This window comes from Vagococcus sp. CY53-2, assembly GCF_022604695.1.
Taxonomy (GTDB): Bacteria; Bacillota; Bacilli; order Lactobacillales; family Vagococcaceae; genus Vagococcus.
This window is the reverse complement of record NZ_JALAHP010000003.1, coordinates 62,018-75,369: the sequence shown is the minus strand read 5'-3', so window position 1 is coordinate 75,369 and position 13,352 is coordinate 62,018. Positions and strand designations below refer to the sequence as shown.

General features: G+C 33.7%; 13 protein-coding genes. 9 read left to right on the top strand and 4 right to left on the bottom strand.

Going from position 1 to position 13,352, the window contains the following annotated elements:
* Window positions 1-23: 23 nt before the first annotated feature.
* Window positions 24-623, bottom strand: a complete 600-nt coding sequence (locus MN581_RS06270; protein ID WP_241699424.1) for a DsbA family protein — start codon at window positions 621-623, stop codon at window positions 24-26.
* A 105-nt stretch (window positions 624-728) separates the two neighbouring features.
* Window positions 729-1,310 (bottom strand): CYTH domain-containing protein, encoded by a 582-nt coding sequence (locus MN581_RS06265; RefSeq protein WP_117973247.1) that lies wholly within the window; start codon window positions 1,308-1,310, stop codon window positions 729-731.
* Window positions 1,311-1,445: 135 nt separating this feature from the next.
* Between MN581_RS06265 and MN581_RS06260 the strand changes: the two genes are divergently transcribed.
* From MN581_RS06260 to MN581_RS06240, 5 genes are all read left to right on the top strand, one after another.
* Window positions 1,446-2,120, top strand: a complete 675-nt coding sequence (locus tag MN581_RS06260) for a GTP pyrophosphokinase family protein (RefSeq protein WP_147590036.1) — start codon at window positions 1,446-1,448, stop codon at window positions 2,118-2,120.
* A complete protein-coding gene (locus MN581_RS06255) occupies window positions 2,110-2,928 on the top strand; it encodes an NAD kinase (RefSeq protein WP_117973430.1) in 819 nt (272 codons plus the stop codon). Before MN581_RS06260 ends, MN581_RS06255 begins: the two co-directional genes overlap by 11 nt.
* Window positions 2,925-3,809, top strand: a complete 885-nt coding sequence (locus MN581_RS06250; RefSeq protein WP_241699423.1) for an RluA family pseudouridine synthase — start codon at window positions 2,925-2,927, stop codon at window positions 3,807-3,809. Before MN581_RS06255 ends, MN581_RS06250 begins: the two co-directional genes overlap by 4 nt.
* A 14-nt stretch (window positions 3,810-3,823) precedes the next feature.
* Window positions 3,824-5,194 (top strand): magnesium transporter, encoded by a 1,371-nt coding sequence (gene mgtE, locus MN581_RS06245; RefSeq protein WP_241699422.1) that lies wholly within the window; start codon window positions 3,824-3,826, stop codon window positions 5,192-5,194.
* Between the two features lie 77 nt (window positions 5,195-5,271).
* Window positions 5,272-6,174 carry a magnesium transporter CorA family protein gene (locus MN581_RS06240; RefSeq protein WP_241699421.1) on the top strand — a complete coding sequence of 301 codons (903 nt, stop codon included), beginning with the start codon at window positions 5,272-5,274 and terminating at the stop codon, window positions 6,172-6,174.
* Window positions 6,175-6,508: 334 nt separating this feature from the next.
* Here MN581_RS06240 and rpsD read toward each other — a convergent pair whose 3' ends face one another.
* Window positions 6,509-7,120: a 30S ribosomal protein S4 gene (gene rpsD, locus MN581_RS06235; RefSeq protein ID WP_117973242.1), complete on the bottom strand. Its 612-nt coding sequence runs from the start codon at window positions 7,118-7,120 to the stop codon at window positions 6,509-6,511.
* 381 nt (window positions 7,121-7,501) lie between these two features.
* On the opposite strand from rpsD, the gene MN581_RS06230 reads away from it, so the two are divergent.
* Window positions 7,502-8,296: a formate/nitrite transporter family protein gene (locus MN581_RS06230; protein ID WP_117973241.1), complete on the top strand. Its 795-nt coding sequence runs from the start codon at window positions 7,502-7,504 to the stop codon at window positions 8,294-8,296.
* 47 nt (window positions 8,297-8,343) lie between these two features.
* On the opposite strand, the gene def is transcribed toward MN581_RS06230, so the two are convergent.
* On the bottom strand, window positions 8,344-8,907 hold the full coding sequence (gene def / locus MN581_RS06225; RefSeq protein ID WP_071457433.1) for a peptide deformylase: 564 nt from the start codon (window positions 8,905-8,907) through the stop codon (window positions 8,344-8,346).
* Between the two features lie 231 nt (window positions 8,908-9,138).
* Here def and gndA point away from each other — a divergent pair, with 231 nt between their 5' ends.
* The 3 genes from gndA to pnp all read left to right on the top strand — a co-directional run bounded on the left by gndA (window position 9,139) and on the right by pnp (window position 13,320).
* Entirely contained in the window at window positions 9,139-10,572 is a 1,434-nt protein-coding gene (gene gndA, locus MN581_RS06220) for an NADP-dependent phosphogluconate dehydrogenase (protein WP_241699420.1), read from the top strand.
* A gap of 153 nt (window positions 10,573-10,725) precedes the next feature.
* The gene (gene rpsO / locus MN581_RS06215) at window positions 10,726-10,995 is read left to right on the top strand and encodes a 30S ribosomal protein S15 (RefSeq protein ID WP_071457431.1); all 270 of its coding nucleotides are present in this window, start codon (window positions 10,726-10,728) and stop codon (window positions 10,993-10,995) included.
* A 159-nt stretch (window positions 10,996-11,154) separates the two neighbouring features.
* Window positions 11,155-13,320: a polyribonucleotide nucleotidyltransferase gene (pnp, locus tag MN581_RS06210; RefSeq protein WP_241699419.1), complete on the top strand. Its 2,166-nt coding sequence runs from the start codon at window positions 11,155-11,157 to the stop codon at window positions 13,318-13,320.
* Window positions 13,321-13,352 lie beyond the last annotated feature (32 nt).

The window sequence follows — 13,352 nt, the reverse complement described above, 5'->3', positions numbered from 1 at the left end:
TCTAGCATATAGGGCATTCCTTTTTAGTGTTCTAATAATTTTGCGTAATTTGTTTGTGTGTGTTCGACTTTTAATAATTGTTTGATTAAATCGGTTGAAGAAAAAGCATCAATTAACACACCAAAATTTCGAGTTGAGTCATAATTAAAAATGACAGCTTTGGCGAATCGATTGATACCCATCTCATTTGCTATTTGTTGATCTATTTTAAAAAATTCTTTAATTAGTTTAGATTGTCTATCTAATTTAAACGTCTCTCTATCAGCATTGATCTTAGTTAAAATCATATCAACTAATTCATCTGAATAAGCCATTTTTTCTTTTCCTACTAAATTTTGTAAATGAAATAAGAACTTTCGTCCCATCTTTTTTCCTTGAAGTTGTGCTGCTTTAACGTCTAAACAAGCAGAATAAACTGTTTCAATTAAGTGATTTCTAAAAACTAAATCGTTTGTAGGGTAGTTATTATCAATCAAGTAATGGTGGATAATTAAAGGATTTAATATAGGAATTAATTTCAAATAGACTTTAGTCTCTTCGTGTTCGATGGCTTCTAAAAAGCGTTGCTCAGACAAAAGACAAAGTTCATCTAACGGATTAACAAATAAATATATCTCTACCATTATGCCCCTCCCTTATATAAGAAAACTGTTTTACTACTAACGAATAATGTAACAAAGATTCACAAAAAATAAAAGGGAAAAGTCTTTCATATCAATGTTTTAAAATCAACTTCGATATTCTATCATACGTGCTATTTTTTTGCTAGCAGGACGCCTTTTTATCTCTTCTTTTATTAAAAAATCATTAAAAAATTGTTCTCCTTGTGAAGAAACAGTTACCTCCATTTCAAGTTCAAAATCAATCATCTTATCAAAATAGTTCTCATCAACGACTAGCAGAGTATTATTATTTAATTTTTTCTCGCGTCTATTAGTTGTTAATGATCCAATCATATTTAATTCATTTATCGGGACGTTAATTGATTCTAAATAACGAGCCACTTCTCCTTGTGCATAAATCCGCTTTTCTTTTATTAAATGAGTGATTTGCTCCTCGGTTAAATTATCGGTAATCTCTTGATAAGCATGTTCATTTTTAGTTGGTATTTTTAAGGTGCATTCATTTTTTCCAACACGTTTTCTAAGTCGCAACCCCATTGATAGCTCTTTTAATTGTGTATTTGGTGTATCGAAATAACAATTTGTTTGAGAAAAAGCTGGCGTTGTTGGAAAATATTTCATTATCAGTTGTTCAAATTCTATTTTAGTTAACATGTTTTTAAATTCGATTTCTAGTTCTTTAGACACAATCTTCACCTCGTTGATAGTGTAATGAAATCATTCTAAAAAAACAACTATAATGACCTTATTTGTAAGCTAACTTTTTAAGAACAATTATGTTAAAATATAGCATGTATGTTGATAACAAAGGTGGCGAATAGGATGGAAGAAAGAAATTGGCAATTATTTTTGGCACCATACGAACAAGCAGTTTCAGAATTAAAAGTTAAACTTCGAAATATTCGAACACAGTATAAAGAAAATAATTTGCATACTCCAATTGAATTTGTCACAGGTCGTGTAAAGCCTAAAGATAGTATTTTAACGAAAGCAACATTACGTGGTATTGAGTTGGATAGATTAGAGGAAGATATGCAAGATATTGCGGGACTCCGTGTAATGTGTCAGTTCGTTGAAGATATTTATGAAGTGGTGGCACTTCTTCGGAAACGAACAGATTTTAGAATTATTCAGGAAAGAGACTATATTACCAACAAAAAAGCAAGTGGATACAGATCTTATCATGTGGTAGTAGAATACCCTGTTCAACTTATTATGGGTGAAAAAAATATTTATGTTGAAATACAAATACGTACCTTAGCAATGAATTTTTGGGCAACGATTGAACATTCGCTTAATTACAAATATGATGGCGAATTTCCAGAAGAAATTAATAAGCGGTTAGAGCTAACAGCAGAAGCTGCCTATTTGTTGGATGAAGAAATGTCAAAAATACGTGATGAAATTCAAGAAGCCCAACATCTCTTTTCATATCGAGACTTGGATCACTTGGAAAGATACGTCAATGAAAAGAGGGAAGATAATGATGAGAATTAGAGTCTATTCTAATCGTAAACCAACCTCAAGAAAAGTTACGCAAGAACTTTTGTCAAAGCTCCGAAAGGCAGGGTTTATTTTAGATAAAAAAAATCCAGATGTTGTTATAACGATTGGTGGAGATGGTACGTTATTAAGTGCATTTCATGCTTATGAAAATCAATTAGATACTGTTAGGTTTATTGGTGTTCACACGGGACATCTAGGATTTTATACTGATTGGCGAGATTATGAGATAGATGAATTAGTTCGAAGTTTGAAAGAAGAAAAGCAAAATAGTGTGAGTTATCCATTGTTAGATGTTTGTTTAACTTATACGAATAATATGGCAAACAGACATTTTTTAGCACTTAATGAAGCGACGATTAAAAATGTGGAACGAACTATGGTAGCAAATGTCTATATAAAAGATGAGTTGTTTGAATGCTACAGAGGAGACGGCTTATCTGTTTCAACGCCAACTGGTTCAACAGCGTATAGTAAAAGTTTAGGAGGCGCAGTTGTTCATCCACGAGTAAATACACTTCAATTAAATGAAATTGCCTCACTAAATAATCGAGTTTATCGTTCATTAGGTTCTCCGATGATTATTGCACCAGATGAATGGATTAAATTGGATATGAAAAAACGAGAAACATATAGTTTACATGTGGACAACTTGTCGTTAACTAATTCTAATATTAAACAAGTGACATTTCGTTTGTCAGAAAAAAGAATTCATTTTGCCTTGTATCGGCATACCCATTTTTGGCGCCGTGTGAATAACGCCTTTATAGGGACTTCAAAAGAAAGTAGCGAGAGAATATGAGATTTAGTTGGACAGTAGATGAAGAAAAAACTACGTTAAAACGTTTTTTAAATAATAAAGGAGTATCAAGGCGACTTTTAGCTAAAATAAAGTTTCAAGGTGGGACACTTTTAGTTAATAAGCAAGTTAGAAATACAAAGTTTGAAGTCAAATTAGATGATGTCGTGACGATTATCATTCCAGATGAAGGGGAGCACGAAACGATGCTTCCTTTTGAATCCAAACTAGATATTGTGTATGAAGATGAGCATTTGCTAATAGTTAATAAACCAACAGAAGTGGCCTCTATTCCATCGCAATATCATAAAAATGGTACGATGGCCAATTACGTTAAATATTATTACAATCAGCAACAATATGTTAATCGTATCATTCATGTCGTGACGCGCTTAGACAGAGATACAACAGGTTTGATGATGTTTGCAAAACATGGATTTGCCCATGCGATGATGGACAAGCAACTCCAATCAGGTGAGTTAAAAAAATATTATCATGCATTAGTTGGTGGTGATTTGTCTCGTTTAAAAAAACATGAAACCATTGATTTGCCGATTGGAAGAGATGAGACATCTATTATTAAACGTTGTGTCATCGAAAATGGTCAACGTGCAATTACGGAATATAAATTAGTTGAAATAAATCGCGATATTGCCCACGTTGCTGTACAGTTGCATACAGGAAGGACACATCAAATTCGTGTCCATTTTTCAGCAATTGGTTGTCCTTTAATCGGTGATGAGTTATATGGTGGGGACTTAACAAAAGGATTGAATAGGCAAGCACTTCATTGTCAGAAGTTGGTTTTCCTACATCCATTCACAAGAGAGGAATTAACATTTGAGTTGCCATTACCAAATGATATGGAAGAGTTAATAGAGTAAGGGGAGTCGTTGGTATGACAGAAGTGTTAAACAAAGAAGAGCAAGAAAAAGAGTTATTGTCCCTTTTACAGCGCCAAGATATGGAATTATTTAGGGAAAAATTCTTAGATTGGCATTTATATGAACAAGGACAATTTTATTTATCACTTGATAAAAAAGAACGACATCTAATGTATGCTTATCTTTCACCAAAAGAGATGGCAGATATGCTGGATGTGATTGAAGAAGACCATGAAGGATTGACTGACTATATTACAGAAATGTCACCTAACTATGTTGTAGCTATTTTAGAAAGTATGTACACCGATAACGCGGTGGATATTTTAAGTCAGCTAGAAGAAGAAACAGCGCGAAAATATCTAGACAGAATGAAACCTGAAACTTCTGTTAATATGAAAAAACTACTTCATTATGAGGACAAAACAGCTGGTTCAATCATGGCAACAGAATACGTATCCATTGTTGCTAATCAAACGGTACGTTCTGCTCTAACACTATTAAAGAAGAAAGCACAGGAAGCAGAAATTATTTATTATGTCTATGTGGTTAGTCCAAGTAATCAACTGGTGGGAGTTATTTCTTTAAGGGATTTAATTGTCAGTGATGATGATATGATGATTGAAGACATGATGGGTGAACGTGTAATTAGTGTGAATGTAAATGAAGATCAAGAAGAAGTGGCAAAAATGATTCGTGATTATGATTTTCTCGCTATCCCAGTTGTTGATGATAATAATCATTTACTTGGGATTATTACGGTAGATGATATTATTGATGTTATTGACGATGAAGCAGCGAGTGATTATTCTGGACTAGCTGGTGTCGACGTTGAAGCAACAACTGAAAGTTCATTTCAAGCTGCTTTGAAGCGCCTGCCGTGGCTTGTGACGTTGCTCTTTTTGGGAATGTCTACTGCCTCCTTAATCAGTCATTATGAAGTCTTGATTAGTGAAGCTAGCATTTTGGCTGTTTTTATATCTCTTATTACAGGAACTGCGGGGAATGCCGGAACACAATCTTTAGCTGTGGCAGTTAGAAAATTAGCAGTATCCGATGATAAAGAACTAAATTTTTTCTCACTTGTGATGAGTGAAATTTTGACAGGAATTATTACCGGAGCTGTAACAGGGGTAGTTATTTTTTTAGTAGTTGGATTTTGGAAGCAAAATTTTCCACTTGGACTTGTTATCGGAATAGCCATGCTTTGTGCCATTACGATTGCTAACTTAGCAGGAAGCTTGATTCCTATTTTAATGGAGAAGCTTGGTTTTGACCCTGCAGTTGCTAGTGGTCCGTTTATAACGACGTTGAGTGATTTGACTAGTGTGTTGATTTATTTTAATATTGCGGGTTTATTTATGCCTTTAATTATTGGTAGTGTATAATGAAAATAGAAATCTTAAGAAGTCATCATAAAATGGCTTCTTTTTTATTAGGATAATTAAAAAAAGGGGAAATGTCTATGTTGGTTGAACATCAAATAAATTCAAGGTTTGAATGGATTGAGACACATCATTTATCATCAAGTGAAAAAAACATATTGAGAGAACGATACCATCTACCAGAAGAAACGCTAGAATATGTAAGGGATATCTACGAAAGAAGTAACTATATTACCGATACAGTTAATGATTTGGAATTAATCGTTATTCATGTTCCAACAAAACAACCAAAAGAGATTCGTTATGTATCTCGCCCAGTTAGTTTTTTAGTAAAGGGCAATAAGTTATTTTCTTTTAATGAGGGTGAGAGCATAGTAAGTTATGATGGGATTAAAAATACGATTAATCAAGATATTCATTCAACACCAATGATATTTCTTTTCGAATTAATTCGAGAATTGATAGATCGATATTTACCAATTTTAAGAGAAATATCAAAAGAACGACATCAAATGGATGATTTGTTGACTGAAAAGGTAAAAAATAAAGATTTAGTTCGTTTGTCTTATTTACAACAAACATTAACATTTTTACTTAGCGCTTCAGAAAATAATTTAGAAATACTTGAACAAATAAAGCGTTCTAGATTGGGACAACGATTTGACGAGCAAACTTTAGAACGTTTAGATGATGCGCTCATTGAAGCAAATCAAGTAGCCCATATGACAGAATTAGAATCAGATATTGTGGACCGTATTGCTCGTATTTTTGATAGTATTATGAACAATAATTTAAATGATACCATGAAATTTTTAACTGTTTGGTCTTTAGCATTAGCTATTCCAACATTAATTACAGGTTTTTATGGAATGAATATTGATCTACCACGTTTTCCTTCTGATTATGAATGGATGTATGTGGTGATACTTTCTATTGTTTTAATTATGTGGTTAATTATGTTTATTAATCATAAAAGAAAATAAAGATATTTTTAAAGAAATAATCATTATCAAAAAAGAGTCGTTTAGAGATAGAAACAAATAGTTTAGTTTAGGTAACAATAAATTATAAGAAGCAGCGATATTTAGATCACTTATTGAGTAAAAATGAGTGGTCGGAAAAAAATTCCTTTTTAGTAGTTATTCTCTTAATTCTTTTTATCACGATATAATCAGACGGAATGGTGTTCTTGTAATAATATAGTGAACGATGTTTCACATCAGGTAAGACTACTAATGATTGATTTTTATTAATAAATAACAAACAAAAAAAGAGATGGGAACCATCTCTTTTTTTGCATAAAGATAATTGAAAATCTTATAGTAATTTGTTGTAGAATTCAACTACGTAAGATTCATCAACTTCTTGTGGTAATTCATCACGTTCTGGTAAACGAGTGATACTACCTTCTAATTTTTCAGCGTCAAAGCTTACAAATGAAGGACGACCTAAAGTTGATTCAACAGCATCTTTAATGATTGTTAAATCTTTAGATTTTTCACGGATAGAGATAATTTGTCCAACAGCCACTTCGTATGAAGGGATGTCAACACGTTTGCCATCAACTAAAACGTGACCATGGTTAACTAACTGACGTGCTTGACGACGAGTTGTAGCTAAACCTAGACGGTATACTACGTTGTCTAAACGTTGTTCTAAAAGAACCATAAAGTTAACACCGTGTTTACCTTCTTTAATTTTTCCGGCTCTCATGAAAAGATTACGGAATTGACGTTCATTTAAACCGTACATATGGCGTAATTTTTGTTTTTCAGTTAATTGCATACCATATTCTGATTTGTTTCTTCTTTGGTTTGGTCCGTGTTGTCCTGGTGCATATGGACGACGAGCTAATTCTTTACCAGTTCCTGATAAAGATACGCCTAAACGACGAGATAATTTCCAACTTGGTCCTGTATAACGAGACATTTAAAAATCCTCCAATATAATTTTTTATTTGGAGTAAAATAATTTCTTGAAAATATTAATAGACGCTTAGTTTATTCTTCAATCTTCACCTTTGCAGCCGCGGTTACGCAATTGAACCCATAAAGGCAATAAACTAATAAACGTGCTACTTATTTTCTAGCTGCATTATTTTACACAAATTCCATTATACTTTATCAATTTTGAAAAGACAAGAATTAATTGATGTTTTGTAGAAAAGTTTAAATAGAAAAATTTGACGTATTTTATCCACATTTTTATTAAACTTTTAGTAGATTTGGACGAGTTTTTAAGATATAGTATCTACTATAAATAAAAGTTTGCTCAAAAAATAACAATGTTATCAAAGGAAGGAATAAGACAATGGCACAACATTCAGAATTGATGGCCAAACTAGATGCGTCCATCGAAAAAAAAGATGAATTAATCCAAAAACATTTTGGGAAATACGCGATGCGTTCGGTATTAGCAACACTATATCTGAGCTTAGGATCAGCGATTGCAATAGGATTAGGATTGAAATTTACAGACCCAGCAGCGGGAAAAGCTTTATACGCGATGGCGTTTGGTTTGGGATTAGCTTTAATCATTTTTCTTAATGCAGAACTTGGAACATCTAACATGATGTATATGACAGTTGCGACTTACCGAAAGAAATTAGCACCAAGTCGTGCGTTAAAAATATTGCTGGTTTGTGTGCTGTTTAATTTAATCGGTGCACTCGTTATTGCTTATATGTTATCTCTTACAGGATCTTTTAAAGGATTACCAGCAGATAATTTTTTAACGCATCTGGTTGAGGGGAAATTTGAAAAGGGAATCCTTCAAACATTAATAGAAGGGATTTTTGCCAATGTGATTGTTAACCTGGCTGTTTTGATGTCGATGAAATTAAAAGATGATGTGGGTCGATTATTTGGTATCATTCTAGTTATTTTTATTTTTACCTTCTTAGGATTTGAGCACGTTATCGCCAATTTCATTTACTTCCCATTAGCCTATTTTTCATCAGGTGGAATGATTGCTGGGATGACGGTTGGTGCAGTAGCGACCAATTTGATTTTTACTTTCATTGGTAACTTTATTGGTGGGGGATTGGTTATTGGGTTAACTTATTCTTGGTTGAATAAAGATGAATCTGTTCACTACTTAGATTAATCGAGTAAAACAAAAAAGCTTGTCATACAATTTGTATGACAAGCTTTTTATTGGATAAAAATCACATCATCTGGTGCATAATTTGGATGCTCTTCATTAATATGATCATAGAACATAATACCATTGATATGATCAATCTCATGTTGTACCACAATGGCCATGTAATTTTTCAAACGAATTTTATGTTCTTCACCATTTATATCATGATAAGTAACTGTAATTCGTGCATTTCTAATAACGTAACCTGGCACTGGTCTGTCAACAGATAAACAACCTTCTCCTTCTTCAAGAGCAGCTTGTTGAACTGAGTGACTCACTATTTTGGGATTGTACATGACAGTGCTTAAAAGTGGTTCAGTATCTTCTTCTGACTGACTAGGAATTTCAATTGCAATAATGCGTTTTGAAATATTTAATTGTGGTGCGGCAAGTCCAACACCACCACGTAGTTTGTATTTTTCTGCAAGTTCTGGGTCTTGACTGTTTTTTAAAAACTCTTGCATACGTTTACCTAGTTCAATATCTTCTTCTGATAAAGGTAACTCAACTTCTTTGGCAACTTCACGAAGGGTAGGATGCCCCTCACGGATAATATCATCCATTGTAATCATCAATATCCCTTCCTTTCTATTCTAATATAGTACTTTTCATTTTACCATAAAATGAAAACCTTGAGAAATAAATAAATCGCTTAAACCCTTAATAAATGTTATTTTTACTTATTTTAATTTGGTAATAGAACGATGAAAACTTTCATATTTTTCTAAGAAACTAAATCAGTTATGTTATTATTTTAAAGGATTTATAACTAATGGAAAAAGCTACAGGAGGCAATTGATTAAATGAGTAAGCAGCAGTTTGGTATGGTCGGATTAGGTGTTATGGGAAAAAATTTGGCTTTAAATAGTGAAGGGAAAGGATATAGCGTGTCCGTTTACAGTCATTTTTATCATGAAACAGATGAGTTTTTAAAAAATCATCCAGAAAAAAACATTAAAGGATTTGAAACAATTGACTCTTTTATTGAATCAATTGAAACACCTCGAAAAATAATGCTGATGGTAACTGCTGGAAAGATAACAGATACTATCATTGAGCAGTTAGTACCTTATTTAGATAAAGATGATGTACTGATTGATGGAGGAAATACTCATTATACTGATACACTCAGACGAAGTAATTACTTGAAAGAGTTTGGAATTAAGTTTGTAGGTTCAGGTGTGTCTGGTGGAGAAGAGGGGGCACTAAACGGACCATCACTCATGCCAGGTGGTCAACGTGAAGCATATGATTTAATTAAACCTTTGTTTGAAGATATCGCAGCTAAAGCTCGTGATGGAAAACCTTGTGTGTCTTATATTGGACCAGACGGGGCTGGACATTTTGTTAAAATGGTTCATAACGGTATTGAGTATGGTGATATGCAGCTGATTGCTGAAAGTTATGATATTTTATCTAAAGGATTGGGTCTTAATATAGAAGAAATTTCTCAAATTTTTAATTCTTGGAATGATGGCGAACTAAACAGCTACTTAATGACGATTACATCTGAACTATTAATGAAGAAAGATGATTTAGACACGCAAGATTACATCGTCACACACATACTAGATAAAGCAGGCAATAAAGGAACTGGGAAATGGACCAGTCAGAATGCACTTGATTTAGGTGTTCCATTACCTCTTGTAACAGAAGCAGTTTTTGCTAGATTTATGTCAGCTTTAAAAGAAGAGCGATGCGAGGCAAGTCGTATTTTACCAGGACCAGATGCTGATATAGACATAGATAAAAACATAGATAAAAACGTCATGATAGAAAAAGTCAGAAGAGCCTTATATTTTAGTAAGATTATGAGTTACGCACAAGGATTCTCACAAATGATGATGGCAAGTAATGAATACAATTGGTCATTAAACTATGGAGAAATCGCTCAAATATTTCGTGAGGGCTGTATTATACGTGCACAATTTTTACAAAAAATCACAGATGCTTATGAAAAGAATCCAACACTAAAAAATCTAATGTTAGATGACTACTTTTTAAGTATTGTATCAGAATACCAACGTGATATAAGAGAAGTTGTTTCTTTAGCTGTTAAACTAGGTGTACCAGTACCAAGCTTGTCTTCGGCGATTTCTTATTATGATTCATACCGCTCAAAAGACTTACCAGCCAACATTATTCAAGCACAAAGAGATTATTTTGGTGCACATACTTACGAGCGAAAAGATAGAGACGGAATATTTCATTATGATTGGTACAAAAAAGATAAATAAAACGAGAATTAAGTGTATGAAACAGTTGCTTTTATGCTAAAAATCATGTAAAGTACCATTGTGTGATAAATCGTCACATGCCTATTACTTGGTACATCGAATCACCAACGATATACTCAGTTTTGGGGAAATAATATAGAAGAGGTGAAAGACATGGCAATTTCAAAAGAACGCAAGAACGAAATCATTAAAGAATACGCACGTCACGAAGGAGATACTGGTTCTCCAGAAGTACAAATCGCTGTTTTAACTGCAGAAATTAATGCATTAAACGAGCATGCACACGTGCATAAAAAAGACCACCATTCATACCGTGGATTAATGAAAAAAGTTGGTCACCGTCGTAACTTATTAGCTTACTTACGTAAAAATGATGTTCAACGTTACCGTGAATTAATCAAACGTTTAGGCTTACGTCGTTAATCAATTGAGTCAAAAATAGGAGGATAAGTGAGGTCGTTTTGATCTCGCTTTTCTTTTAATAAAAAACCGAGGATGAGCTGATTGTCTACTATGCAAATATGAGTTTTCTTAAATTTTTGAGATGATTGATATTTGTTTAGTAGTCTGTTCACCTCGAGTATGCAAAGGAGAAAAATTATAGTGCATAGTGAAAAACGTGTTTTTGAAACAACTTGGGGAGGCCGTCCATTATCTGTTGAAATCGGACAATTAGCCAAGCAAGCAAATGGAGCAGTGTTAGTAAGATATGGTGACACGGTGGTATTAAGTGTCGCTGTAGCTTCAAAACAAGCGAAAGATGTTGATTTTTTCCCACTAACAGTTAATTATGAAGAAAAAATGTATGCTGTTGGAAAAGTACCAGGAGGATTCATTAAACGTGAAGGCCGTCCAAGTGAAACAGCAACATTAACTGCTCGTTTAATTGATAGACCAATCCGTCCAATGTTTGCTGAAGGATTCCGTAATGAAGTTCAAATTACGAACACTGTTATGAGTGTTGAGCAAGATTGCTCACCTGAAATGGCAGCAATGTTAGGCTCATCTTTAGCTCTATGTGTATCTGATATTCCATTTAATGGCCCAATTGCTGGTGTTGAAGTTGGTTTTGTTGACGGTGAGTATGTTATCAACCCAACTGTTGAACAAGCAGAACAAACAACGATTGAATTATCAGTAGCTGGAACAAAAGATGCGATTAATATGGTTGAAAGTGGTGCAAAAGAAGTATCTGAGGAAGATATGTTAGGTGCACTGTTATTTGGTCATGAAGAAATCAAACGTTTAGTGGCTTTCCAAGAAGAAATTGCCAATGAAATTGGCAAAGAAAAAATGGAAATCGAGTTATTACAAGTTGACGCTGAGCTAGAAACAGAAATCAATGATACATATATGCCTCGTATGACACAAGCCATTCAAACAGAAGAAAAATTAGCTCGTGAAGACAATATTTCAGCTTTAAAAGATGAAGTGATTGCTGTTTACGAAGAAAAATTTGCTGAAGACGAAGAGTCTGCTAAATGGATGAAAGAAGTACGTCAAATTTTAGAAGACATGGAAAAAAATGAAGTTCGTCGTCTGATTACAGTTGAAAAAGTCCGTCCTGATGGTCGTAAAATTGACGAAATCCGTCCGTTATCATCTGAAGTAGGAATTTTACCTCGTGTTCATGGTTCAGGATTATTTACTCGTGGACAAACGCAAGCTTTATCAGTTTGTACATTAGCACCACTTGGCGAACATCAAATTATTGATGGATTAGGTGTGGAAGAAAGTAAACGATTCATCCATCACTATAACTTCCCACAATACTCAGTTGGTTCAACTGGACCAATGAGATCACCAGGTCGTCGTGAAATCGGACATGGTGCATTAGGTGAACGTGCGATGGCACAAGTTATTCCAAATGAACAAGAATTTCCATATATGATTCGTGTGGTTTCAGAGGTATTAGAATCAAATGGATCTTCTTCTCAAGCAAGTATCTGTGCAGGAATTTTAGCCTTAATGGATGCTGGTGTTCCAATCAAAGCACCTGTTGCGGGTATTGCAATGGGACTTGTAATGGATGGGGATAACTACACTATCTTAACAGATATACAAGGTATGGAAGACCACTTGGGTGACATGGACTTTAAAGTTGCCGGAACAAAAGATGGTATTACAGCATTACAAATGGATATTAAAATCGAAGGAATTACAGAGGCTATCTTAACAGAAGCTTTAACTCAAGCGAAAAAAGCACGTATGGAAATACTAGCTGAATTGACATCAACAATTGCTGAACCTCGTAAAGAGTTAAGTAAATATGCTCCTAAGATTGAAATGATTCAAATCAAACCTGAAAAAATTAAAGATGTTATCGGTAAAGGTGGCGAAACCATCAATAAAATTATCGAAGAAACTGATGTTAAAATTGATATCGATCAAGATGGTAATGTAAGTATTGCTCATCAAGATCAAGATAAAATCAACCGTGCGATTGAAATCATTAAAGACTTAGTTCGTGAAGTTGAAGTGGGACAAGTATACTTAGCTAAAGTTGTAAGAATTGAAAAATTCGGTGCTTTTGTTAACTTATTTAAAGGAAAAGATGCGTTAGTGCATATTTCTCAATTCTCACATGAACGTGTGAATAAAGTAGAAGATGTGGTTAAATTAGGCGATGAAATCCTTGTGAAAGTGACAGAAATTGACCGTCAAGGACGCGTTAATGCTTCACGTAAAGCAATGATTGAAAAACCTAAAGAAGAGAAAAAAGAAGAAACAAAAGAAAAATCTGAATAAAACCCAAAATCACCCATTAGAGTTATCTAGTG

Coding starts and splice junctions, on each gene's coding strand:
- MN581_RS06270 (WP_241699424.1), bottom strand. CDS start 623: ATGGTAGAGATATATTTATTTGTTAATCCGTTAGATGAACTTTGTCTT.
- MN581_RS06260 (WP_147590036.1), top strand. CDS start 1,446: ATGGAAGAAAGAAATTGGCAATTATTTTTGGCACCATACGAACAAGCA.
- MN581_RS06255 (WP_117973430.1), top strand. CDS start 2,110: ATGAGAATTAGAGTCTATTCTAATCGTAAACCAACCTCAAGAAAAGTT.
- MN581_RS06250 (WP_241699423.1), top strand. CDS start 2,925: ATGAGATTTAGTTGGACAGTAGATGAAGAAAAAACTACGTTAAAACGT.
- mgtE (WP_241699422.1), top strand. CDS start 3,824: ATGACAGAAGTGTTAAACAAAGAAGAGCAAGAAAAAGAGTTATTGTCC.
- MN581_RS06240 (WP_241699421.1), top strand. CDS start 5,272: ATGTTGGTTGAACATCAAATAAATTCAAGGTTTGAATGGATTGAGACA.
- rpsD (WP_117973242.1), bottom strand. CDS start 7,120: ATGTCTCGTTATACAGGACCAAGTTGGAAATTATCTCGTCGTTTAGGC.
- MN581_RS06230 (WP_117973241.1), top strand. CDS start 7,502: ATGGCACAACATTCAGAATTGATGGCCAAACTAGATGCGTCCATCGAA.
- def (WP_071457433.1), bottom strand. CDS start 8,907: ATGATTACAATGGATGATATTATCCGTGAGGGGCATCCTACCCTTCGT.
- gndA (WP_241699420.1), top strand. CDS start 9,139: ATGAGTAAGCAGCAGTTTGGTATGGTCGGATTAGGTGTTATGGGAAAA.
- rpsO (WP_071457431.1), top strand. CDS start 10,726: ATGGCAATTTCAAAAGAACGCAAGAACGAAATCATTAAAGAATACGCA.
- pnp (WP_241699419.1), top strand. CDS start 11,155: ATGCAAAGGAGAAAAATTATAGTGCATAGTGAAAAACGTGTTTTTGAA.